Here is a 24797-nt window from a genome sequence, read left to right as displayed (position 1 = left end):
TTAGGAGTGCGGCACTGCTTTATACCCAGAAATCTTTTACTCTCGCATGGACAAATGCTGCTGATACTGGAACTTATTTCATAAGTTCTGTATTGCAGAGAACCGGTTCACCCTGGGAACTCGGTGTTTTCCCGATTGAAATTTTGATAAGTCTGTTAGCAGTCTGGTTTATTACCTGGTTGATTGAAATTAAAGGTGTTCAGAAAGGGATTGAAAGAGCTAACAAATTTTTTATACCTCTTATCTGGGTACTTGTAATTGTCCTGCTAGCAAGAGCATTGACTTTACCGGGAGCACTTAACGGAATAGACTGGTATCTTAAACCTGATTTTGGAGCCATCTTAAACCTTGATGTCTGGCTTGCCGCTTTTGGACAAATTTTCTATTCGCTCAGCCCTGGTATGGCTATAATGATAGCTTACTCCAGTTATTTACCAAAAAAGAGCGATATTGTCAACAATACGTTCATTGTCACACTGGCAAATGCAGCTTTCAGTTTCCTGATAGGTTTTGCAGTGTTTGGAACGCTGGGATACATGGCTCATGCTAAAGGAGTGGGTATTGAAGAAGTGGTTGCAGACAGTATCGGACTTGCGTTTGTTGTATTCCCAGAAGCTCTAAGTCTGTTGCTAGGGCTTAAAGTTGCTACAGCAGCTGTATTCTTTGTATGTATAGCTGTTGCAGGTTTATCATCGCTGATATCTCTTGTAGAAGCATTTTCCTCGGCAATAATGGATAAATTTGAAATCAGCAGAAAAAAGGCGGTAAATATAACAGTCGGTATAGCTTTTGCAGGAAGTCTTATTTACGCTACTCGTGGTGGTCTTTACTGGCTGGACATCATAGACCATTTCATCAATGTTTATGGACTTCTGGTTGTTGGAGTACTTGAAGCTGTGGCAATCGGCTGGATATTCGGAGCAGACAAAATCAGAGAATGGGCAAACGAATATTCCGATATAAGAGCCGGTAAATGGTGGAACTTTAGTATAAAAATCCTTGTACCGGTGGTATTGTCGGTTTTGATAATACAAGAGACAATTTCGAACCTACAGGCTCCCTATGGTGGAGACATAATGGCTGCAGCACTCGGTGTGGTTGTAATGCTGGGAGGAATGGTTTTGGCTGCTATACTGACATCAGTTAGAAAGGATGTGGTATAATTGCTGTCAACAGAAAGCATAATAATGGCAATCTTTGGATTTGTAGTCCTTTACGGAGGACTGTTTTATTTTCTAAGGATTGCAATGAAGAAAAGACAGATTTAACCATCTTTTCTTTTTTTTATAAAGGTAAAGAAAACCCCGATGTCTTTACAGACTGTCCGACAATTCTGGACTACTGTCAATTTATTTTTATCTATAAGGCAAATAAATATAAATGATAGATTAGTTAATTTATTAACATGGCTTTCATCCAATCATCTGAGAGATAAGATGAAAACTGAACAAGCAAAGGTAATATTTGAACAAAGGAAACATACTGTTGAACCTGCTATCGGAAATTACAAGCAGAATTTGAGATTCACAGAATTTATTACAAGAGGGTTAAATTCTGTAAAAACTGAATTTAATCTGGTTTGTGCTGCTGTTAATCTAAGGAAAATATGGATAAATTCTGGATAATACAAATGATTGATTGAAAATCAATCATTGTATTGTAGAATAACAAAAATCTACAAAACTTAAGCAATTAAATATTCTAACTTAATTAAGGATTGTTGGACAGCCTGTTTAGCTCAGCGGTAGTTCACTTATTCAAATTTGTTAGAGTTTTTAATTTCTTGGAGTGCTTTTTGCTCAACCATTTCTTTAAATTCATATATGCTTATATTAATCCCATTTTGTTTAATATCGTCAGTGACTGATTTAAGTTGTTCAAATTCAGCTCTTGCAGAAAGTGGTACCCCCTGTTTATTTTTAACAATTTTAGCATCTATACTTCCATTCCATAGTGATTTGCCCTCATCGTCTTCAAATGACAGGTTTACATTCTGTATATAATGATCAAAGACATAATGTTCGGTTTTTATTTTTCTTAAACCCAGAGTACCGGTCTCAAGTGCCATGAATTCTGCTATATTTTCCATATGACCTTCAGGTACGTCGATAAAAAAAACATATTCCTGACGGCCCTTTTTTGTAAATGCAGGAACTACATGGACGTTTTTTGCGGATTTATTGTACAATTCATCAATAATGTACGGGACCTGGTCACATGAAATACTATCTACATTCGTCATTAAAAGCAACTTTTATCCTCCTAAAAAATAAAGATATGGCAGATTTATACCATATCGTTAGTAATTCGTACAGCAAGCTCTGCTACTTCTTTGGCTTTGGGTTTTGCACCCGGTATGGCTGCTGTGCATGACGCCGCGTTTTCGGATTGTTTGGCTGCTTCTTTTGGATCCATAAGGTTCATTGCTGCAGCTACTGCCGCCGGTACTGTGATATAAAGTATCGTATGACCGGAGAGTTGGAGTTCTGATATGGGAATGGTAGCAAATGGTAAAACATCCAATAAATCCTGTTTTTGGTTAAATATGGCATCAGGAATGACATTCTGTGCCAGACCAGACAGGTTAATCTTTTTACCGTCAACTACAAGTTCTACGTCAGCGTCAGTATCAAATCCGTAATATTCTTTTACAAAGGGAATATCCCGCCGGCACCCACCGGTCAATTTGGTTATTTTGATTTCAAGTTCATGCCCTGTCATTGAACCAAGCATCTGTGCACAGCTTTTCTCCACAAATTCTTTTCTTTCTTCATCCATTTCGCTAACGATTTCTTTGAGTGATTTGCCGGATTTTAACCCTTCATAAGACCTGTGAGCGATAGTATGCACAAGGTTTGCACGCATCCCTTCAGTTGCGGTAATCATTATCTCAGTAATTGGACCACGACGAACCTGTTCTACCTTTCTTGCAATTGTATTGGTACCTGTTGCCGCCAGTTCTGGTTCTAACCACTGTGTCTTTTTAATATCTCTGAGTATATCAGCTGATTTGGAGATATCACCGTTATTTGATATCAGAGCACGTAGAGCAATAACTAAATCAGCCGTTATATGTCCCAGTGGCGGCATTATAGGACCACCGGAGAAACCAGAAACACCTTCTTCAAAGGCTGAAAGCATTTCTTCAAAAGACATCATTCCGATTACTGATGGAGCACCGATATCCTTCATTATAACTCCTAGATCACCTACAAGCTGCGCGGTATCATATTCTTCACCGGTACCTCTGATGTGGAGTTTTTCAGGTAATCCAGCAACTTTGGCTGCGTGTTTTCCTGCAAGATTGGCACTTTTAAACTTGAAAGATTCGCCGTACTCCTCACCGAGACCAGCATCTGGATGAACTATTTCAAGGGTAGCAGCTACTCCGAGTATTGCAGATATGATGCCGTTTGGAGACATTCCTGCTCCTGCCTGAGCGTCCATCATAGCCTTTGTACCGATTTCAGCACCTCTGGATGATATTTCCGGATAGCTTATATCTTCTCCAAGGTGACTATGACCATAAAGAGGTCCACCGGCAACTCCAAGTGGTAATTGTCTTCCATCGACTTTTGTCAGGTTTCCCTCTACCAATTCATTATATATTGCCTGTACAGCAGCAAAGCCTGAAACCTTATTGTTTGATTTTGGTGTGGGAATCGCGGCTACTCCCGACCTGTCCACTCCTGCTATCATACGTGCCAGTCCACCGAGTTTTCTGTTACCTGCTGGAACACCTGCCTGAGCATTTGAACCTGCAAAATAACATATCGTAGCAGCAAACAGTGCGGCATTTGCACCGTCAGCCCCTGCCTCTTTCGCAGTTTCAACACCTTTTCTCAACACATCGTTTACTTGCAACTGACCGATGTTTTCATCAGTCAGCATTATGTTTACTCCACGGAGTACTTCTGTAGCTATAGCATTTGCAGCACTTATGGCTGCAATATTAGTCATTCCATGGCTTTTTGTCAGTGCTTCAATTCTGTCGTTTGTGATATTGTTTATATTGGATATAGCAGCTAATGATGCTGCATAGGCTTCTTTCTCCAAATAATTCCCCCTTTGTATGATTATAAAATCCATTAATAAATATGAATTTATTTAATATATAACTATCCCAATTTATCTAGCAAGTATGTCCTGATTTGTATAAAAAGAATTATAAATTTACAAATAATCAGATACTACCATGTTATTTGATCCTATAAAAATATCAAACCTTGAAATACAAAACCGTTTCGTCCGTTCAGCAACCCATGAATGGCTTGCAGAAGGCAACGGAAAACCCACTCAAAAACTGGGAGATATATATGAGAATCTTGCCAGAAATGAAGTCGGACTTATAATTACTGGTTATTCGTATGTGAACCCTAGAGGAAAAAGTGCACACAATCAGCAGGGAATCTATACAGACGATTTTATAGACCCATATAGTCATTTAGTTTCCCGGGTGCACAGATATAATAGCAAAATAATGCTTCAGATAGTTCACGGTGGACGGCAATCGATGGTTTCTGATAATAACTCGGCTCTTGCACCATCTGCTGTAACCGATGAAGCGACCGGTATAACACCTGCTGAGATGACTGAACCACAGATTCTCCAGACAATAGAGGATTTTGCCAATGCTGCAAGGCGAGCCAGAGCTGCAGGTTTTGATGGTGTTCAGCTACACTGTGCACACGGATTTTTGTTGAGTAATTTCATATCACCTTACACCAACCAAAGATCTGATAAATGGGGTGGTTCAATCGAAAACCGAACAAGGATTATTGTAGAAATTATCAAACGTATCCGTGGTATGCTTTTTGATATGGATTATCCTATAACTGTAAAATTAAACAGTACCGATGGATTTGGTTCTGGTTCTGATAAATCAGGTCTTGATATAAAAGATACAATCCAAATTGCAAAAATACTGGAAAAAAGTGGAGTTAATGCTATCGAAGTCAGTGGCGGGATTTTTGAAACCCATCTAATGTCACAGCAAAACATTGATTCTATAGAAAAGGAAGCATATTTCAAGAAAAATGCAAAACTGATTAAAAACGCTGTAAATATACCGGTAATCCTTGTTGGTGGTGTCAGGTCCAAATATATTATGGAAAAATTAATCAGTGCTGATAATGCAGATATGATTTCCATGAGCCGTCCTTTTATATGTGAACCTGACCTTGTAGTTAAACTTAAAAAGGGAGAAAGCGAAGCAGCTCGATGTGTTTCCTGTAACCTCTGCTTCGATTCTACTGGTATAAAATGTAACTACTTTGCAAAAGATATACCTACTATATAACACCTGAACTAAAGGACATGAGACTAGATGCATATCTTGTTGAAAAGGGATATTTTAAATCCAGAGGACGCTCAAAAACGGCAATTAACAGTGGGAAGGTAAAAATCGACGGCATAACTGTTAGAAAAGCGTCCAGGGATGTAAAACCTGAAAATAAAATTGAAGTCGAGGAAGGACTTGATAGACCGCAGGGTTATTTTAAACTCCAGTCCATACAGGAGAAAACAGGATTAATTCATAAACGTGATTATGTTCTTGACCTCGGCTCAAGTGCAGGTGGTTTTCTGTTATATGCTTCAGGTATTGCATCATATATCAGAGGTATAGAATTCAGCCGTGATTTTGAACCGGAACTGGAAAAAGTATTATCTGAAGAGAATAATGTATCCTTTATTATCGGGAATATATTCACGATACCCCTGGATAAATTATCCGGCAAGAAAGTTGACGTTATTCTAAGTGACCTGACCCTTGAGCCCATGGATTCTGTCAGGGTACTTGAAAGGGTTCTACCTTTATTGAAAAACAATGGCAGGTTATTACAGGTAATCAAAACAAAAGATATTGAGACAAGAAAAGATGTACTTGAAAAACTGGAAGATATGGGGTTGATGGTCCTTGATGTTCTGGAACCTGACAAACAGGAAATATATATAATTGCTCAAAAATCAGATAATTGATTCTATGACTGTAAATGTTTATGGACATGGTAATCCTGTTCGTCTTTTTGTTGCAGGGTTACATGGTGACGAGTGGCGAGATACTTCTGATATACTGTACAATATTAACCCTCCTGAACATGGTACATTGATAACTATACCAGTAGTAAATAGCGGAAAATATGTATCAACACTTGACGAAAATTATTATAAACATCAGGGAATGACTATAATTTACACTATTGTAAAGTATCAACCAAGTATCTATGTTGAACTGCATTCTTATTCAGGTGACAATTTTACAAATCTAACAGACAATAACAGGATAAACAGAATAGGAATACCGGCATACAGCATACTTGATAACAATGTACTGCTCGGCTCAGTTGCTCCCTATATTCGGCGTAATTATTTCTCAAAAGAAGCACTGTGTTTGTCCTTTGAAATTAAAAAGTCGGATGAAAAATCAAGAAGTTTTGCCGAAAAAATAATTAACACAGTTAAAGAGTGTAAATCACGGGATGAATTCATCATATTCTTAAGAAAAAGATACCCTAAACAGGCAGAAAAGGCAATTGAAAATTACAAAAAATTTTATGGTTTGTAATAGTATTACAAACCAATTGATACAGGTTTATCTGCGACCCGGCATTTGGGGTGGAGTCATTCCCTCATATGTATTAACATTGTGTTCAGGTTTTACATCTGGCATGGACTGTTTCTGCGACCTCAGGACATCATCGATACGCAGTACCATTACTGCTGCTTCTGATGCAGATTTGATAGCCTGTGTTTTAACTCTAAGGGGGTCCACAATGTTACTCTTGTACATGTCTATAGTTTCACCGGTGTTCAGGTTGATGCCGGCATTTTCAATACTGCTGTGTTTTGTGCGAAGTTCCAAAAGTGAATCTATGGAATCAAATCCTGCATTGGTTGCAAGGGATTTAGGTATTGATTCTACAGCATCCGCAAAAGCGGAAATAGCCAGTTGCTGGCGTCCTCCTATTGACACTGCATAATCACGCAGTCCAAGCGCAACTTCAATTTCAGAAGCTCCGCCACCAGGTACAATTTTGCCGTCTTCGACTACTGCTTTTATAACTTTAAGTGCATCATCAATGGCTCGTTCAATATTGTCAGTGACGTGTTCTGTGCCACCATGGATTATGATTGTTACAATTTTGTTTGGGCAACCCTTGATGTAAGTTTTGGTATTATCAAATTCCCCTTCCTGTTCTACAAGTCCTGCGGTACCTAAATCAGTTTCTTCGAGTTCATTTACATCCTGCACAAGGCGGGCACCTGTAGCATGTGAAAGGCTCTTCATTTCTGAACTGCCTACTCTGCGTGCAGCAAAAATCCCATTCTTTTGCAGATAGTGGACTGCTCTGTCATCAAGCCCTTTGGAACAGAATATTGCGTCTGCACCACTTGATATTACAGATTCCGCCATTTCTTTAAGCTGAGATTCTTCTCTGTCAGTGCATGCTGACATTTCATCTGGTGAACTTATCTGCACTTTTGAATCGATATGTGTTTTTTCGACCTCAATTGGTGCATTCACAAGAGCTATTTTTGCATTCTGTATCTTTTTAGGCATGTTGGAATGGAGCCGACCTTTATTCAGCATGATTCCACTGATAAGTTCTGTATCACTGGCTTTTCCACCAACTTCCTGGGTGATCAGTATATTACCTTCAACATTTACTTCGCCGTTGTCTTCAATTGCTGTAACCGCGTCAACACAGATTTTTGGCAAATAATCCCCATAGGATTCAGAAGCTTTACCTGTTATAGATGTCTTGGCAATTTTTTCAAGTACTTCTCTATCTCCTTTGGTTGTGGTTATCGCATAGTTTTCAAGGATTTCCTGTGCTTTGTAAGCTGCCATCTTGTAACCTTTAGCAATTATTGTCGGATGGACTCCCTTATGAACCATTTCTTCGGCTTTATCCATGAGTTCTCCTGTAATTACAACAGCACTCGTAGTTCCATCTCCTGCGACATTATCCTGTGTACTTGAAACTTCAACAATCATTTTTGCGGTTGGATGTTCAATATCCATTTCATCAAGAATGGTAGCACCGTCATTTGTTAAAATGATATCTCCAACAGAATTTACAAGCATCTTGTCCATTCCCTTTGGACCAAGGGTTGACCTTACCACATTCGCGACTGCTTTTGCAGCGTTAATATTCATTGATAACGCATCTCTACCTGATGACCTCTGTTTATTAGGGTTTATATACATCGGCTGACTATATTGTTGTCCTGCCATTGATTTTGTCCTCCTTAAAATAAATTTGATAAATATAATAGAATCTACAATATATATCTATGGATAAAATCTACTGTTAAGGGTTCTATAAAAACATTGTGATATAATACAATACAACCAAGAGGTCTATACAAAAACTTTAATTTGTGAACCATCAAAATAACGATTCATGCTTACATTTATAGGATTAGGACTCTACGATGAATATGATATTTCTGTAAAAGGACTGGAAACCATTAAAAATGCTGATAAAGTGTATCTGGAATTTTACACATCACATCTTTTTGGCACGACCATTGAGAATATGGAAAAACTGTATGGAAAAAAAGTACACATTCTCAAAAGAGAAGACGTTGAACAATATCCCGATTGGATAGATGAAGCACTGGATAAGGATATTGTATTTTTAACAGGTGGAGATACCATGGTCGCAACCACTCATGTCGACCTGAGGATCCGTGCAATCGATAAAGGCATCAAGACATCAGTTGTCCATGGTGCATCTATTGCATCTGCTGTTTGTGGATTATCCGGATTGCAGAATTATCGCTTCGGTAAATCCACAACAATACCATTCTCCTATACCACAAGCAGAGGAAAAAAAATTATTTCTGAAGCTCCCTACGATACCATAAAATCCAATTTTGAACAGGGACTACATACACTTGTTTATCTTGATATTGATATGGAAAAGGGGTACATGACCATTAATAAAGGGCTTGAAATATTGCAGGAAATTGATAAAAATCGCGGGAACAATTTTATAGAAGATAAGGTTTCAATCGGAATAGCACGAGCTGGTTCAGACAATCCCTCTATAAAAGCGGATTATATCAGGTCACTGATCGGTTTTGATTTTGGTGAACCGCTGCACATAATCGTAATTCCCGGACCCCTGCATTTCATAGAAGCTGAAGCACTGGTTAAACTGGCGGATGGTCCAGAACAAATTCTGGAACAAACCTGAAAAACTATATAACACTTAATTAATATAAACCTGCAAAAATATTATTTTAAAGAGACCAAACATGTTACGTGGTTCAGTAGGTGTTATATTTGGAGAAACCGGGACACTTGAATTCAAGTTCCTGGTATCAGAAAGCGCTCCCGTGCACAGGGGAGAGTATGTAAAAGCCTGGCACGAATCCGATGGCTGGGTTCTTGCACAGGTAATATTGATCAAACGATACAGTGAAAAATACACACTCAAAGAAGCGAAAAACGGTTTACGTAAAGATAAAAGCGGAGATAATATCGTAGCTGAAGCAACTGTTATAGGTAATAGAGATAACTCTGGACTGCTCCGCGCACCTACAATACCGTTTAGCCCGGGTGACCCCATATATAAAGCAGACAATGAACTGATAAACAGTGTTCTCGGTTTATCCGGAAAAAAGGATATGAACATAGGGTTATTAGAAGGCACCGACATCCCTGTGAATTTAAGTGTCAACAGCCTTGTCCAGAGACATTGCAGTATACTTGCAAAAACCGGTAGTGGTAAGTCGTATACATCAGGTGTGGTTCTGGAAGAGTTACTGGATAATAATGTACCACTTCTTATTATAGACCCTCACAGTGAATATGCATCTCTTAAAGACCCGGGGTCTGAAAAACAGGATGATCTTAATAAATATAATGTATCTCCAAAAGGATACGGATCCAATATAACCATCTACACACCAGCGAATAGAGCAATAAACCCAATCGCTGATGAAGCTTTCAGATTGAATGGGAACAATCTCACTGTCAAAGAATTGACATCAATATTCCCTGACAGTTATACCAGTACACATGTAGGGATTCTTTATGAAGCCATACAGAAACTCAAAGCAGAAATGGACTCCTACACCATTGATGATATCATTTTTGAAGTCGGTAATGACAAAAGTAAAGCCAAATGGAATGTTATAAGCCTGCTTGAGAACATACGTGATTCAGAAATTCTTTCAACCACACCTACTCCAATTGAAGACCTTCTGCAAAAAGGAAAGGCATCTGTCATTGATTTAAAAGGTGTATCCCCTGACCTTCAACGTATGATTGTTGCAGAAGTATGCAGTTCACTGTTTGAAGCCAGAAAGATGGACAATGTTCCACCCGGTATGCTGGTTATTGAAGAGGCGCATAATTTTGCTCCTGAAAAAGGATTCAGCAAATCCCAGAGTTCAGAAGTGCTTCGAAACATTGCATCCGAGGGTCGTAAATTCGGTCTTGGTATGATGGTTATATCCCAGAGACCTGCACGCGTGGATAAAAATGTACTTTCCCAGTGCGGAACACAGATAATCATGAAGGTTACAAATCCCAATGACCTCAAATCTATTAGCAAAGGTCTGGAAGGTGTCAATTCCTATGTTGAGGACGAATTGATACGACTTCCACAGGGTGTAGCCATGCTCGTAAGTACCGATATAGAAAAACCCATACTTGTTGATATAAGGGTAAGAAAATCACAGCATGGTGGTAAATCCGTTAATGTATTAAAAGGAAAACACAAGACACAAAAAACAAAAGAAGCTAAACAAAAATCAAATGTTCCGCCAAAGAAAAGTACAGCAGAATCATCAGAAACTAAAATCGATGCATCCGGTTCTATGCCACCCTCAAAACAACCTGAACCATCAGAACAAAACTCAGAAAATAAAGGTGGTTTGTTCAAAAAAATCTTTGGAGCCAATAAATAAAGGTCATGGAGGTTGTGCTTGGAAACTGATTTAAATGAAAAAGTTGACCGGTATCAGAGGTTGTTGAAAAAAGCACTTGAAAAAGCAGAATTTGTTCCTCTTGATAAATCGCATATGTATGTAGCTGCCAGCGACTTTTATACAATGGCAAAAGCGTATTATGATGATGGGGTACATTTTGTCAAAGTGAACGACCCTGTTAATGCTCTTGCATGTTTCAGTTATGGTCATGCATGGCTTGATGCCGGTGCACGGCTTGGTGTATTTATCGTCGATGACGGTGAGTTATTTGCCATATAAACCTGCTGAAAAAGAGCGGAACCTATTAATAGTTATCAAAAATTAATAAACCGATTAATTAATAAGGAAAATTAAATCTGAAACTATCAGAATATATTCACAAGAAATGTAGGGAGAGAAGAAGAAGAATGCCAAATTATCATGTAACACTTGAAGCCGCTTGGTTGGTGAGAGACGTAAAAACCGCCGATGATGCAATCGGGGTAGCGATATCTGAAGCAGGAAAACGTTTGAATCCGAAACTGGATTTTGTAGAAGTTGATGTAGGAACAACCGCATGTCCTGCATGTGAAGAGCCGTTCAGCAGTGTATTTCTGGCGGCTGATACTGCAATTGTTGGACTTGTCCTTGACATGAAGGTGTTTGATGCCGAAAGTGAAGAACATGCATCAAGGATCGCCAAATCTGTTGTAGGTCGGACATTACGCGATGTCCCCCTCAAGGTTGTAGAGGTCGAAGAATTTGAGTAAATACAGAGAAAGGAGACCAGACCCAATGCCAGATATCATATCCATTGTGGGTCATACAGCTCTTGATTATCTGTTCAATGTTGAAAAAATAGCAGGTCCAAATGAATCCTATCCTATAATCAATTATGAAGTTTCATACGGTGGGGGTGCTGCAAATATTGTAGCTACTATTGCAATACTTGGTGGAAAATGCCAGCTTGTATCTGGGGTAGGTGATGACTTCAAAAGCAGCGGATACGAAGATTATTTAAATTCAATAGGTGTAGATTTATCCCGTCTTTACCGGATGGATGATGAAAAAAGCACCAAAGCATTTGTATTTACAGACCAGAAACATAACCAGTGTACCTATTTTCACTGGGGTCCATCAGCACGTTTAAAAAATATAGATCCCCCATCACTGGATTTTGTGCACCTTGCAACATCTGAACCCGTTTTTAATTCTAAAGTAGCACAAAAATCCAAATTTGTGTCTTTTGACCCCGGACAGGATCTTGTAACCTATACACCCGAGCTTCTTGAGACTATACTCAATAATACAAACATTATGTTTGCAAACAAACATGAGGTCAAAAGGGTTTGTAATATGGTAAACTGGTCGTTTGAACATCTAAGGGATGTTATTGATATTATCATAATAACCTATGATGCCGAAGGTAGCAAAATCTATACTGATGGTATAGACTATTCAATTCCAGCAATACCTGTCAATGCTGTTGACCCTACAGGTGCTGGTGATGGATATCGTGCGGGGTTTTTGCTTGCATACACAAGAGGATTTTCACTTGAAGACTGCGGAAAAATTGGTTCAACTGTAGCCTCATTTATAGTAGAAAAAGCAGGATGCCAGACAAACCTGCCTAATTGGGATGATGTAGACAGACGATGTAGAAAATACTATAATCTGAATATTTCAGGCTAACCTTCTCTGATTTTTACGTTTCCTTCGAAATTGCTTTTTTACCCTTGGTTTAAATATATTTAAATAGTATACCGTAATATTTTATACAAATCCTAAATATAATTATATATTGAAGGTAGTAGTGATGGAGAGCAATCCTATAAAAAATCTGGTTTCAAAATTGAAGTTCCGTCAAAAAAGACAGAATTCTCTGCCAAAATATGATCCTGTGGTCCATGGTCCACTTGTGGATTATGAAATTCCAGGAGAACATACAGAAGTTGAAAGATACTGGATTGAGCAGCCCTATGTATTTGTCAGCGTTATTAAAGACTGCTGGATGAAATATTACAACGTGGTAGAACCATCACTCTATGAATATGAAAAATATCTGCTGGAAAAAATCCATGAAGACCTCCAGGATATTCTAGTACTTGAGAATACAGATTTTGAAGAAAATAAAGAAAATATCCTTATCGATAATACATTATCCCTTCTTTATCGATACCATAAATCAATTGATACAGCGTCTATACACAAAATAATCTATTACTTAAAAAGAAATTTTCTTGGGTACGAAAGTATCAATCCATTGATGCTTGATCCTTATATCGAAGACATATCATGCGATGGTGTTAATGTTCCTGTTTATCTGTACCACATAAAATATCGCAATATAATGACAAATATCACTTTTAACGAAGAAAGATTGAATTCTCTTGTTATTAAACTCTGTCAAAAAAGCGGCAAACAGATATCAATAGGGGAACCACTTGTAGATGCCACCATGAGCGATGGTTCTAGGCTTCAGGCAACACTTGGTAAAGAAGTAACAACCCGTGGAAGTTCATTCAGCATACGAAGGTTTAGAAGCAACCCATTGACACCTATAGACCTTATAAGGTTTAACACCTGTAGTCTGGAAATGATGGCATATTTCTGGATGATTATCGAAAACGGAAAAAATGCTATATTTGCAGGTGGGACAGCTTCTGGTAAAACATCAATGCTTAATGCTGTATCTCTTTTCGTACCTCCACTTGCAAAGATAATATCAATAGAAGACACACGCGAACTGACACTTCATCATGATAACTGGATTGCAGGTGTTACAAGAAAATCATTTACAGAAGATGGCACATCAGAAATATCTATGTATGAACTGTTAAAAGCCGCTATGAGACAGAGACCTGAATATATACTTGTAGGTGAAGTCCGTGGTAGGGAAGCACTGACACTTTTTCAGGCGATGTCCACTGGACATACCACTTATTCCACAATGCATGCGGGTGATGCCCAGACAGTAGTTAATCGGCTGGAAAATGACCCTATAAATGTACCACGTGTCATGTTAAAGTCAATAGACGTTCTCTCCATCCAGAAACAGACTTATGTCAATGATAATAGAGTTAGAAAAACTCAGAGCATTGTTGAATTTACAGGTATTGACCCTAAAACTGGAGAAATTCGGATAAACGAATTGTACCGCTGGGACCCTGTAAATGATAGTTTTTACAGTACAATGAACTCACAGGCTCTGAACAATATTATGCAGGTCAGAGGGTGGAGCAAAAATAAGCTTCACAATGAAATTGAAAACAGAAAACGAATCCTTGATTATATGCGCATTAACAATATGGGGGATTATATCAGCGTATCTCTTGTTGTTCATGCCTATTCAACAAATCCTGAAATTGTACTGGAGAGCATAGAAAATAATAACCTTGAATGGGTTATATCCAAAAATATTGACAGTGGTGCAAGATGAACTTTGTAGCGGTAGCCGCTTACAGGATATTTGGCAATTTGGTTGAAAAAAAAGTCAACAAGAATAAATACACTGATATCAAGCACCAGTTACGCCAGGCTAACATACCGGTTCCGGTTGTGCAATATGTTTCATCCGCATACTTTTATTCATTAATTGTAAGCCTTGTAATTGGGATTTCAGGTTTTTATATAAGTTTCAGGGTTTTTGCAGGTACAGGAACAATTTTCTTATTGAAAGATATACTGCCGTACTGGATTGAAACGTATACAGTTGAATTGACAGCTTCATTAATGGGGGTATTGGTTTTTTCCATTGTTTTCTATACTACCTATTTTTTATACCTTACAGTCCCGTCAATAAAAGCGAATATCCGCAAAACATCCATTGACCAGTCATTAATCCATGTAACTACCTATCTTTATGCAATGAGTCGCGGGGGTGGGATGTCACTTATTGATATTTTCAAGTCCCTCAGCTATCACAAACATATCTATGGCGCCGCTGCTGAAGATTTTGGGCACATCGTACGGGACATGGATTTTTTTGGACATGATGTGATAACTGCCCTCCAGAATGCAAAAACCAATTCACCTTCCTATAATTTCAGAGAATTTGTTGATGGATTGATATCAATTTTATCTAGTGGTGGAGATATAACTGCATATTTAAAAAGTAAAACCGAACAATATCGTACAATTGCCAAAACTGAACAGCAGACATTTCTGGAAACATTGGGTATATTGGCTGAAGCCTATGTTGCTGTTTTTGTTGTAGCCCCACTGTTTATGATTACTATTCTTGTGGTGCTTGGACTCCTTAATCCCAGTTCAATTCTTATCATGTATTTACTGATTTATATTGCAGTTCCAGCTGGAACTATGATATTTCTGATATTTCTTGATACTATAACAGCAGACCAGCAAAAAATGTCTGAAATCCATGTAACTGAAAAAGGATTGAATGTCTTTGATGATGTGCGTATAAAATCCCCTACCCAGATGGATGAAGAATTAATAAAGAAAATAAATATTCAGGATAAATTGATACGTATCAAAGAAGATCTAAGACATCCAGTATATATCATGCGCAGCAATCCTACGTATACATTTATGGTTACTATACCAGTAGCTTTTTTTTATTTTGTAGACAAGGTGTTTACCAGATACGAATTAAATTTTAACATAGGACAAATAAAGTTTGGTACATTTAACATCGATATTGCTACATATATTGATGATTATATATTTTATTCAGTATTGATTATGTTTATACCGTTTGTAGTGTTCCATGAGTTAAGGGTTCGAAGAATTGGTCAAATAGAGGAACAGATACCTGAATTTTTCAAAAAACTGGCAAGTATAAATGAAGCAGGTATCATGTTGATGGATGCAATCTCAATGACCGCCCAGTCCAAGATAGGGATTATACATACAGAGATAAAGAAAATGAATCAGGATATAAATTGGGGCACCAACCTTAAACAGGCCCTAATAAAATTTGAGTATCGAATTCGTACGGATTTGACCCGAAAGATTGTAACTACTATTATAAGGGCGAGCGAATCCACAAATGATGTAACCAGTGTTTTAAATATTGCAGCAAACGATGCTGAAGTCCAAAAACAAATGAAAAACCAGCGTTCCACTGAGATGTATGTTTATGTTTTCATCATATACATGGCGTTTTTTGTATACCTGTTTATTGTTTATATACTTACAGTACATTTCCTTCCTGCCATGCCTTCAGGTTTGAGCGATTCGGTTGCAGGAATGACCATGGTCAACAACATCAATCTTGAAGAATATCATATGCTTTTCTTCCATGCATCCATGATTCAGGGATTTTGTTCAGGACTTGTAGCAGGTCAGATGGGAAATGCCAGTATCAATTCAGGTCTAAAACATTCCATCATAATGGTTGTAATTTCCTACATGTTATTTACCTTATTCATTTAATCAGAGGATATATATGAAAATACAAAAAAATTCTAAATCGCTTATAGAAAACTCGGATGCAGTTACCGAAGTTGTAGGAGAGATACTGATGACAGCTATTGATGTTCTTGCTTTTTCTTTAATATCGATTTTCGTATTTTCATATCTTGATACCATTGATAAGCCCCATGTCGATGTAGAGGGATGGGTGGATGTTGATTCGGACATTATCAATCTCAGGCACAGCGGTGGAGAGGTTGTTGAGACAAAAGACATAAAACTTATACTAAATCTCAATGGTTCACGAGAAGAAATAGATGTTGAATCAGTATATAATGAACCTACATGGCGGCTGGGTGATTTTATATCCATTAACACATCAAGTAAGTGGAACCTGAATATCAAAGGAAATCAATATATTGAATCCACAATTGTTCATACAAAATCAAATGTTGTGATTGAGAACGGTATTTTGTTGAGTGAGGAATATAAAGACGGCGGTATAGAAGGACCAACATTCCCCCCTGGTGATAATCAATCGGATTATGTTGAATATGTTGATGATTCTGTGGAAACAAGTTCTGGTGGTAGTTCCAATGGTAGTCAAGGAAATAAAAATAGATTAAGTTTTAATTTCAGCGTTACAGATGGAATAAATGTGACAATAACTGATGTTGAATTAAAGGGTAATGATATAGACAAATTTTGGATTAACTCAGATAAAATTAATAACAATGATTTACCTGCAAATGTAAATGGTAATAATAATATTGAGATTCAAGAAGAAGGAAATTCACGTTTTGCAGATGACTACGAAAAAGATGAAAATGAATCTGACATAAATATTATTTTCTTATTTAATGATAGTAGTTCTAAGTCTTTCTACTTCAAGGAAGAATGAGGCACATCCAACATGAAATTAATAACGAAATCCGACACTGCAATTTCCACTGTCGTCTCAGCAGTACTGATACTGGGACTTATTGTTACAGTAGCCACCATTATAAATGTGAGCTACATTCCCGAGTGGAAAACAGATGCAGAATACTCCCACATGACTGATGTGCTGGATGACATGTCAGATTTAAAATCCAATATCGACCCTTTATCTGCTGTTGACAGCCAGACTACCATAAGTGTCCCTGTTAAAATGGGTGGTGGAGAAATACCGATTGTTGCACCCGGAAAATCAAGTGGTACACTTGCGGTAAACGATTATAATAGTGGTTTTACTGTTAAAGCCAATAATAGTTCTGGAGAAGTATATAACAGCAATAATAATTTGTCAAATCTGGGGTCTATCAGTTATCGCTCCAACAACAACTATTACGTTGACAAGGTTTTTGAATACGAAAACGGGGGTTTGATAATTGCACAGGGTGATAGGTCTATTATGAAACTCTCACCCAGAATTATTATACAGAAAAACGATGGTAACATATCTCTTTTTATAAACGCTATTAACATTAACGGGAAGAGAAATGTCATAAGTAGCAACAACATAGAGGAGATTCAACTCACATCTGAATCATCACAGATGCTAAATAAAAGCCAGAATTTGAAAGAGGTATCTATTAGTGTCAATTCCAGTTATCCAGATGCATGGGAACAATATTTCAACACCATTGCAAAATCTGAAGGCTTGGTGACCGATGATTATGATTTGACATCCAGCTCAGGAAAAATAAATTTTACAGTAACAGATACCAGCAACAATATTAACCTGACAGTAACAAAGGATACCTTCATCGCACGTCTTACTCCACTAATAAACCTACAATAAATTATGTAGTTTTTAGACTCAACTTTTTAATAGGATAATGACCAACCATTATCAAATAGGGGGATTAGAATTGGATAAAGAAGTCATGCTCTATGACAAACTTGAGAATAACAATGTACAATGTAAAATCTGCAGCCATCGATGCAAAATTGCACCCGGTAAAATGGGATTCTGCAGGGTTAGAGAGAATCGGGATGGAACACTTTATGCTCTAAATTACAATATTGTGTCCAGTGAAGGCATTGACCCGATTGAAAAGAAGCCACTCTACCACTTCTATCCGGGTTCATACTCCTATTCACTTGGAACCATTGGATGTAATTTTAAATGTAAACACTGTCAGAACTGGATGATAGCCCAATGTAAACTTGATGAATCACAGACATTTGAAATCACACCCGAACAGGCAATTGACCGCGCTCTGAATTTTAGTGCCGACAGTATCTCCTGGACCTATAATGAACCAGCCATCTGGTTTGAATATACCTATGATTCTGCAAAACTTGCCAAAGAAAAAGACCTGTCTACCGTATATGTCACAAACGGATATGTCACAACTGAAGCTTTGAAACTGATTTCACCCTATCTTGATGCTTACAGTGTAGATATAAAGGCATTTAATGAAGAATTCTATAAAGATGTATCAAGTGCGAAATTACAACCTGTTCTGGAATCTACCAAACTTGCAAAAGAACTTGGAATGCATGTGGAAATAACATATCTGGTTATTCCAACATTGAATGATACGCGCGAAGAGATCCAGCAATTTTCAAGATGGGTTCTTGATAATCTAGGCGATGATACACCTGTTCATTTTTCGCGGTTCCACCCCTTTTACAAAATGAAGGATTATCAGCCAACACCCATAGAAACACTTGAATTGGCGTATGATGTAGCTACCAGTGAAGGTCTTAAATATGTGTACCTCGGAAATGTTATGCATCGACAGGTTAATACATTTTGTCCAAATTGCGGGAAAATGTTAATTAAAAGAGGTATGGGTGTTGAACAGTACAATATAAGTGACAATAACACATGTGTTTATTGTGGAGAATATATACCGATGGTTACCGGTTTACTCTAACAATAATTTTTAACTTTTTTTCTCAAACGACAGTATAAATATTTAAAAGAACAAAAGATTTAAGTTAGAGTAATACATTAGGAGTGTTCGCAATACGACAGGCTTATAGAAAACACGAAGAGCCGCCATAACTTAGCTGGTAGAGTGCTCGGCTGTTAACCGAGTTGTCACAGGTTCGAGTCCTGTTGGCGGCGCCAAATCTCTATTTTAACAGGGCCCATAGCTTAGTCTGGTTAAAGCGCTCGGCTCATAACCGCGTGACCACCGGTTCGAATCCGGTTGGGCCCATTTGATGATTTTTCAAGAGATAAACAACTCTTATATATGGGATGTAGGAATACTGAACAAGTAATTATATAGTAAATTAAAAATTATAGGGGATTTTCTAATGAAACAAAAACTTATAGCTTTATTTCTGGCTTTTATCATGGTTGGGTCACTATTTGGTATATTACTTAGCGGTTCGACACAATCAGATAACAATGAATCAACAGATCAGACCAATGCTCCTGGTTTTGAATCAATTTCAGGAAAACATGTCAATCATGAATTTAATTCTATAGATGATGCATTACAATTGACGCCTAAAGGTGTTGTATCAGCGCAGTACTTTGATGTTTCAAAAATAAAAGGCACGCCCATGGAAAATCTTATAGATCTTAATAGGACTGCACCTCGGGAAATGTACAACGCAGACATCACAAAATCTTACACAACAAGTTACAATGATTCACAGGGGTTCCAGTTACATACATTTACACCTGAAATAGTTGCATTCCAGTACAACGAAGAATCGTATAATGGTTATCAGCTACTGGGTCGAGGCAATGGAATCTTCAATGTTATAGGTGACCCTACAATACTGGGTCAAGAAGAAAAGGTCAAAAATGTTATTGACGTAATTTCTGATAAATCTGATAATACTGACAAGTTCGACCATATCATAAGTTACACCAATCCAGACGCGGAAATAGAGGTCGTGCAGGACGTACCTAACGGTTTTGCAGATCAGTATTATCTGGGATTTAATCAACTTGAAAACAATGATTATCAACGCAATATTGTTTATTTAAACCCTTCAAACAGTACAGTGGATAACATATCCCAGTTAGAGGCAAACAGTACTGAACGCGGGGTAGAATTTAATACTACTACAGAAGGTAATATAACAAAAGTTGTAGTTGAAGGGAATTTAATGAGTGTTACGAGCGAACCTGAACCTCATGCAGAAATGAACAACACCAATCAAACTCAACCATGATTTTGGCGTAAAATATTTAACTAAAAGCTACAATTCATAGCCAGCACTTAAGTTGTTGAAAAAACGATAGTCAAAAAACAAACGATGAATAATGAAAAATTATGATACATAGATCATAATTTTGAAGGAGATAAAAACATGAAAAAATTTGACGTACCAGAAGAATTACAGAACAAAGCACTTGAAGCAGTAGAGTTAGCAAGAGACACAGGCAAAATCAAAAAAGGTACAAATGAAACCACAAAAACAGTTGAGAGGGGAACTTCAAAACTAGCAGTAATAGCCGAAGATATAGACCCTGAAGAAATTGTTGCTCATATACCACCTCTTTGTGAAGAGAAAAATATACCATATATATTTGTATCCCAACAGAAAGAACTGGGTTCTGCTTGTGGACTCGAGGTTGGCTGTTCTTCCGTTTCTATAACAGATGCTGGTAAAGGAAACGAAATCATAAAAGACATTTCTGAAAAAGTTGAATCATTAAAATAATTAAATAAAAATTTACAAAGGGGAATCATAAATGGCAGATGAAGATTCTGGATATGCAGCCGAGATTATTGATGTGATAGGTAATACCGGTATGCATGGTGAAGCCAGCCAGATTCAATGTCGTATTCTGGAAGGACGGGATAAAGGACGAGTAATCACACGCAATTGCATGGGACCTATCCGGGTTGGAGACGTAATTATATTGATGGAAACATCAAGAGAAGCCAAAAAATTGACAACAAGGTGATTGTAAATGGAACATAGGAAATGCTCATTTTGTGGAGAAATGCTTGAACCCGGTACTGGAAAACTTTACGTAAGAAAGGATGGGACATCCTTTTATTTCTGCTCATCAAAATGTCAGAACAATTACAAACTTGGAAGACTCCCAAGGCGTACCATATGGACTGAACAGGGTCGTATATATCTCAAAAAAAAATGAACTGATTGCAGGTGTTGTTTAAATGGAACATACATATGTTATGGTTAAACCAGATGGAGTCCAGCGCGGTATTATTGGTGAAGTCATTTCAAGGATTGAAAAACGCGGTTTAAAGATAATTGCTATGAAGATGCACCAGATAGATGAAGAAACCGCCAGAGAACATTACAAGGAACATTCTGACAAGCCATTCTTTGAACCACTGGTAGAATATATCACTTCAAGTCCATCGGTATCAATGATTGTTGAAGGAAAGGACGCCATAAAAATCCTGCGCTCAATGAATGGTGCCACAAACCCTGTTGAAGCTCATCCAGGAACAATACGTGGAGATTTTGCAATTGAAACTGGGAGAAACATTGTGCATGCTTCTGATTCAGAAGAAACAGCTGAAAAGGAAATAGCTCTTCATTTCAATGATTCGGAATATACCAGATATTCCAGGATTGATGAAGTGTGCCTCTATGAATAAAAATAGACTTAATTTATTTCCCACCCTTTCTTTCTTTAGATTTATATTTGTGCAGGTTAATACAATATATTGTATAATTGATTTTTAACCAGGTACTAGGCTAGGTAAAGGAGTTTTAATAATGAATAAAGAAACCAATTTGAGGACTCCAATTGTAAGTGTCATGGGGCATGTGGACCACGGTAAAACCACCCTGCTTGATAAAATACGTGGAACTGCAATAACTGCAGGAGAAGCAGGAGCTATAACCCAGCATATCGGTGCAACTGAAGTTCCCATTGATGTAATAGCCAAAAAATGTGGAGATTCCAACCTTGCCAGTAAATTTATTGTACCTGGATTACTGTTTATAGATACTCCCGGACACCATGCATTTACATCACTTAGAAGCCGTGGTGGTGCTCTTGCTGACCTTGTCATTGTAATTGTTGATATAAATGAAGGATTTATGCCACAGACAAAAGAAAGTCTTGAAATATTGAAAAGATTTAAAACTCCTTTTGTGGTGGCTGCAAACAAAATGGACAGAATACACGGCTGGAACCAGATGTCTGGTGCTTCATTTTCAACAACATATAAGAATCAGAACCAGCGTGTGAAGGATATACTTGACCAGAAAGTGTATGAAATCGTCGGAGAACTCTACGAAATTGGTTTCAATTCCAACCGATATGACAGGGTAACAGATTTCCAGCGAAACGTTGGTGTGGTTCCTATAAGTGCATCAACGGGTGAAGGGATACCAGACCTTTTAATGATACTTTTAGGACTTGCACAAAAGTTCTTAGAATCAGACCTCAGTTATGATGCTAATGGTTCCGGTGTAGGTACTGTTCTTGAAGTTAAAGAAGAAAAAGGATTGGGTACTACAATTGACCTCATCCTTTATGACGGTAAACTACGAAAAGGCGACACCATAGTTATAGGAAGCACAGGTGAACCTATAAAAACAAAAGTCAGAGCTCTGTTAAAACCTAACTACCTATCTGAAATAAGAACAGAAGAAAAATTCAGACAGATTAATGAGGTTACTGCAGCAACTGGTGTCAAGGTTTCTGCACCGGAACTGGATAATGTTCTTGCAGGATCACCCATCAGGGTTGCTACTGATGATGTAGATAATGTGGTTAAAGAAGTTAAGAAGGAACTTGAAGAGATAAAAATTCCGACTGAAAGTACAGGCGTGACTATAAAAGCTGATACTATCGGTTCCCTAGAAGCGCTTGCCAATGAGCTTGCTGAAGAGAAAATACCAATTAGAAAAGCAGAAGTTGGAGATATATCACAGCGGGATATAATCGAAGTATCAGCGATTGAAGACCGGTATTACTCTGTAATCATAGGTTTCAATGTCAAGGTTCTCCCAGATGCAAAGGAGAAAGCCCAGTATTCAGACACAAAATTATTTGTTAATGATGTCATCTACCGTTTGATTGATGATTATAAAGAATGGGTAGAAGAAAAGAAAGCTTTGAGCCAGAGCACTATTTCAGAGATGATTGTCAAACCCGGTAAATTTACAATTCTACCAGATTATGTATTCAGACAGAGCAAACCTGCTGTTGTAGGTGTCAAAGTAAATGGTGGAATGATAAAAACCAATGTCAATGTTGCGAAAAACGACGGCACAGTTATTGGAAAAATAAAAGGCATACAATCAGAAGGTGAAAATGTAAGTGAAGTCACGGTTGGTATGGAGGTTGCTGTTGCGATAGAAGGTCCAGTTGTTGGTCGACAAATCAAAGAAAATGATATGTTATATGTTGATATACCAGAAAAACATGCAAAAATACTCGAACAGGAATTATACAATTCATTGAAAAAACATGAAATCGAGACCTTTGAAGCCTTTCTGGAAATCAAACGTAAAAACGACCCATTCTGGGCAAAATAATTTATATTTAAAACTGTTATAAATAAAATTAAACAAAGGAGGCAAAACAAAAATGGCAAATTTTAAAGTTGTAGTTTCAGACCCAAAAACAAAAGCATATCAATTTGATGTTACAGGTAACGAAGCAAACAAAATCATTGGAAAATCAATAGGTGAAAAACTGGATGGTGATCTGGTGGGTTTACCCGGTTATACACTGAAAATCACCGGAGGCAATGATAAAGATGGTTTTACCATGCGAGGAGATCTGCCAGGTCCAAAAAGACACAGAATACTGATGTCCGGTGGAGTAGGTGATAAGCCAAAGTCCAGTGGTGTACGTAAAAGAAAGTTTGTCCGCGGAAGAGAAATATCCAGTGATACGGTACAGATTAATACTAAAGTTGTGGAATACGGGGACAAATCAATTGAAACTATTCTCAGCGGCGGCGAAGAAGCTGCTGCAGAATAATGGAAATATATAAATAATTAATTAAGAGTGGTAAATATAAATCACTCTTTTTGTAATTATAACAATTTCTTTCCTGCATCAGAACCTGATTTACATTCATATACATTAGTTATTTTCATTACTACAAGATGTTTTGCAGGATATTTGTCGCCCATTTCTTTAACCATCTTGTACATTTTGTTATAATCATCACCACTGGATTTTATTTCAATATCCCCTTTTATCTGATAACACCCGTTGGTGTCAGTACTCCATATAAAAATGGATGCTTTTGGGTTTTCCTGCAAGTTCTTCAATGTTTTATCAAAATAGTTGTCTGCAATCCATATAGTATCGTCGTCCATCAATTTGCAGAACCCTATTGGGACTACATTCGGAACTCCAGCTTTAGATGCTGTTGCAAATGGGAAAATTTTAATTTTTGAAAAATCTTCTTTCATTTTGTCATTAAGTTTTACCATGTTGTATCACCCAATTATCTGTTAAGTTATTGATATATATAAAAGAATTTAATTTAATTTAATTAGGCTGATGAAAGAAAGTGACACTACCCTTGGCTAAAGAGCTTGTCCAACAATCCTTAATTAAGTTATAATATTTAATTGCTTAAGTTTTG

At 37.5% G+C, this 24797-nt stretch carries 26 protein-coding genes, 2 tRNA genes and 1 pseudogene; 25 read left to right on the top strand and 4 right to left on the bottom strand.

The genetic code is table 11. From position 1 onward, the window contains the following. The 3 genes and pseudogenes from ACLFMM_RS04010 to ACLFMM_RS04000 all read left to right on the top strand — a co-directional run. The coding region (locus ACLFMM_RS04010) for a sodium-dependent transporter (RefSeq protein ID WP_410807426.1) at positions 1 to 1163 on the top strand (1163 nt) is incomplete at its 5' end. Continuing rightward, positions 1164 to 1268, top strand: a complete 105-nt coding sequence (locus tag ACLFMM_RS04005; protein WP_410807425.1) for a MetS family NSS transporter small subunit — start codon at positions 1164 to 1166, stop codon at positions 1266 to 1268. 156 nt (positions 1269 to 1424) lie between these two features. Continuing rightward, positions 1425 to 1619: pseudogene (locus tag ACLFMM_RS04000) on the top strand (transposase); the annotation flags it as partial. 134 nt (positions 1620 to 1753) lie between these two features. On the opposite strand, the gene larC reads toward ACLFMM_RS04000, so the two are convergent. Next, positions 1754 to 2242 carry a nickel insertion protein gene (gene larC / locus ACLFMM_RS03995; RefSeq protein WP_410807424.1) on the bottom strand — a complete coding sequence of 163 codons (489 nt, stop codon included), beginning with the start codon at positions 2240 to 2242 and terminating at the stop codon, positions 1754 to 1756. A gap of 44 nt (positions 2243 to 2286) precedes the next feature. Further along, a complete protein-coding gene (locus ACLFMM_RS03990; RefSeq protein WP_410807423.1) occupies positions 2287 to 4056 on the bottom strand; it encodes a hypothetical protein in 1770 nt (589 codons plus the stop codon). 139 nt (positions 4057 to 4195) lie between these two features. On the opposite strand from ACLFMM_RS03990, the gene ACLFMM_RS03985 reads away from it, so the two are divergent. Genes ACLFMM_RS03985 through ACLFMM_RS03975 form a run of 3 tightly spaced genes read left to right on the top strand, consistent with a single transcriptional unit; the run spans position 4196 to position 6565 of the window. Further along, positions 4196 to 5299, top strand: a complete 1104-nt coding sequence (locus tag ACLFMM_RS03985; RefSeq protein WP_410807422.1) for an NADH:flavin oxidoreductase — start codon at positions 4196 to 4198, stop codon at positions 5297 to 5299. A 17-nt stretch (positions 5300 to 5316) separates the two neighbouring features. Next, complete coding sequence (locus tag ACLFMM_RS03980; protein WP_410807421.1) at positions 5317 to 5979, top strand: SAM-dependent methyltransferase; 663 nt, start codon at positions 5317 to 5319, stop codon at positions 5977 to 5979. Between the two features lie 4 nt (positions 5980 to 5983). Further along, the gene (locus ACLFMM_RS03975) at positions 5984 to 6565 is read left to right on the top strand and encodes a DUF2119 domain-containing protein (protein ID WP_410807420.1); all 582 of its coding nucleotides are present in this window, start codon (positions 5984 to 5986) and stop codon (positions 6563 to 6565) included. A 27-nt stretch (positions 6566 to 6592) separates the two neighbouring features. Here ACLFMM_RS03975 and thsA read toward each other — a convergent pair whose 3' ends face one another. Then, positions 6593 to 8239 (bottom strand): thermosome subunit alpha, encoded by a 1647-nt coding sequence (gene thsA, locus ACLFMM_RS03970; protein ID WP_410807419.1) that lies wholly within the window; start codon positions 8237 to 8239, stop codon positions 6593 to 6595. 169 nt (positions 8240 to 8408) lie between these two features. On the opposite strand from thsA, the gene dph5 reads away from it, so the two are divergent. The 19 genes from dph5 (at position 8409) to ACLFMM_RS03875 (ending at position 24181) form a co-directional block, all read left to right on the top strand. Beyond that, positions 8409 to 9206 carry a diphthine synthase gene (gene dph5, locus ACLFMM_RS03965; protein WP_410807418.1) on the top strand — a complete coding sequence of 266 codons (798 nt, stop codon included), beginning with the start codon at positions 8409 to 8411 and terminating at the stop codon, positions 9204 to 9206. A gap of 61 nt (positions 9207 to 9267) precedes the next feature. Further along, positions 9268 to 10926 carry a helicase HerA domain-containing protein gene (locus ACLFMM_RS03960; RefSeq protein WP_410807417.1) on the top strand — a complete coding sequence of 553 codons (1659 nt, stop codon included), beginning with the start codon at positions 9268 to 9270 and terminating at the stop codon, positions 10924 to 10926. Positions 10927 to 10944: 18 nt separating this feature from the next. Beyond that, a complete protein-coding gene (locus ACLFMM_RS03955; RefSeq protein ID WP_410807416.1) occupies positions 10945 to 11226 on the top strand; it encodes a DUF357 domain-containing protein in 282 nt (93 codons plus the stop codon). 128 nt (positions 11227 to 11354) lie between these two features. After that, complete coding sequence (locus ACLFMM_RS03950; protein WP_410807415.1) at positions 11355 to 11696, top strand: DUF555 domain-containing protein; 342 nt, start codon at positions 11355 to 11357, stop codon at positions 11694 to 11696. A 25-nt stretch (positions 11697 to 11721) separates the two neighbouring features. Continuing rightward, positions 11722 to 12618 (top strand): carbohydrate kinase family protein, encoded by an 897-nt coding sequence (locus ACLFMM_RS03945; protein ID WP_410807427.1) that lies wholly within the window; start codon positions 11722 to 11724, stop codon positions 12616 to 12618. A 124-nt stretch (positions 12619 to 12742) separates the two neighbouring features. Continuing rightward, positions 12743 to 14365, top strand: coding sequence for a type II/IV secretion system ATPase subunit (locus ACLFMM_RS03940; protein WP_410807414.1), 1623 nt, complete (start codon positions 12743 to 12745; stop codon positions 14363 to 14365). Beyond that, positions 14362 to 16323, top strand: a complete 1962-nt coding sequence (locus ACLFMM_RS03935; protein WP_410807413.1) for a type II secretion system F family protein — start codon at positions 14362 to 14364, stop codon at positions 16321 to 16323. The genes ACLFMM_RS03940 and ACLFMM_RS03935 overlap by 4 nt, the downstream gene beginning before the upstream one ends. A gap of 13 nt (positions 16324 to 16336) precedes the next feature. Then, entirely contained in the window at positions 16337 to 17203 is an 867-nt protein-coding gene (locus tag ACLFMM_RS03930; protein WP_410807412.1) for a type IV pilin N-terminal domain-containing protein, read from the top strand. A 12-nt stretch (positions 17204 to 17215) separates the two neighbouring features. Next, positions 17216 to 18085, top strand: coding sequence for a hypothetical protein (locus ACLFMM_RS03925; RefSeq protein ID WP_410807411.1), 870 nt, complete (start codon positions 17216 to 17218; stop codon positions 18083 to 18085). 70 nt (positions 18086 to 18155) lie between these two features. Then, entirely contained in the window at positions 18156 to 19169 is a 1014-nt protein-coding gene (gene amrS, locus ACLFMM_RS03920) for an AmmeMemoRadiSam system radical SAM enzyme (RefSeq protein ID WP_410807410.1), read from the top strand. Between the two features lie 121 nt (positions 19170 to 19290). Next, positions 19291 to 19366, top strand: a tRNA-Asn gene (locus ACLFMM_RS03915). 16 nt (positions 19367 to 19382) lie between these two features. Further along, positions 19383 to 19457: transfer RNA gene (locus ACLFMM_RS03910), tRNA-Ile, on the top strand. Positions 19458 to 19557: 100 nt separating this feature from the next. Next, complete coding sequence (locus ACLFMM_RS03905; RefSeq protein WP_410807409.1) at positions 19558 to 20430, top strand: surface glycoprotein; 873 nt, start codon at positions 19558 to 19560, stop codon at positions 20428 to 20430. A gap of 138 nt (positions 20431 to 20568) precedes the next feature. Beyond that, complete coding sequence (gene rpl7ae, locus ACLFMM_RS03900; protein ID WP_410807408.1) at positions 20569 to 20922, top strand: 50S ribosomal protein L7Ae; 354 nt, start codon at positions 20569 to 20571, stop codon at positions 20920 to 20922. A 31-nt stretch (positions 20923 to 20953) separates the two neighbouring features. Next, positions 20954 to 21169 (top strand): 30S ribosomal protein S28e, encoded by a 216-nt coding sequence (locus tag ACLFMM_RS03895; protein ID WP_410807407.1) that lies wholly within the window; start codon positions 20954 to 20956, stop codon positions 21167 to 21169. A 6-nt stretch (positions 21170 to 21175) separates the two neighbouring features. After that, positions 21176 to 21364, top strand: a complete 189-nt coding sequence (locus ACLFMM_RS03890; RefSeq protein WP_410807406.1) for a 50S ribosomal protein L24e — start codon at positions 21176 to 21178, stop codon at positions 21362 to 21364. 22 nt (positions 21365 to 21386) lie between these two features. After that, positions 21387 to 21836, top strand: coding sequence for a nucleoside-diphosphate kinase (gene ndk, locus ACLFMM_RS03885; RefSeq protein ID WP_410807405.1), 450 nt, complete (start codon positions 21387 to 21389; stop codon positions 21834 to 21836). Between the two features lie 121 nt (positions 21837 to 21957). Continuing rightward, entirely contained in the window at positions 21958 to 23730 is a 1773-nt protein-coding gene (infB, locus tag ACLFMM_RS03880) for a translation initiation factor IF-2 (protein WP_410807404.1), read from the top strand. A gap of 52 nt (positions 23731 to 23782) precedes the next feature. Continuing rightward, positions 23783 to 24181 carry a 30S ribosomal protein S6e gene (locus tag ACLFMM_RS03875; protein WP_410807403.1) on the top strand — a complete coding sequence of 133 codons (399 nt, stop codon included), beginning with the start codon at positions 23783 to 23785 and terminating at the stop codon, positions 24179 to 24181. A gap of 56 nt (positions 24182 to 24237) precedes the next feature. Here ACLFMM_RS03875 and ACLFMM_RS03870 read toward each other — a convergent pair whose 3' ends face one another. Then, positions 24238 to 24642 (bottom strand): pyridoxamine 5'-phosphate oxidase family protein, encoded by a 405-nt coding sequence (locus tag ACLFMM_RS03870; RefSeq protein WP_410807402.1) that lies wholly within the window; start codon positions 24640 to 24642, stop codon positions 24238 to 24240. Positions 24643 to 24797: the final 155 nt, after the last annotated feature.

This window comes from Methanohalobium sp. (genome assembly GCF_046546175.1).
Lineage (GTDB): Archaea > Halobacteriota > Methanosarcinia > Methanosarcinales > Methanosarcinaceae > Methanohalobium.
Note: the sequence above shows the minus strand (reverse complement) of the source record. Positions and strands in the feature narration are given on the sequence as shown.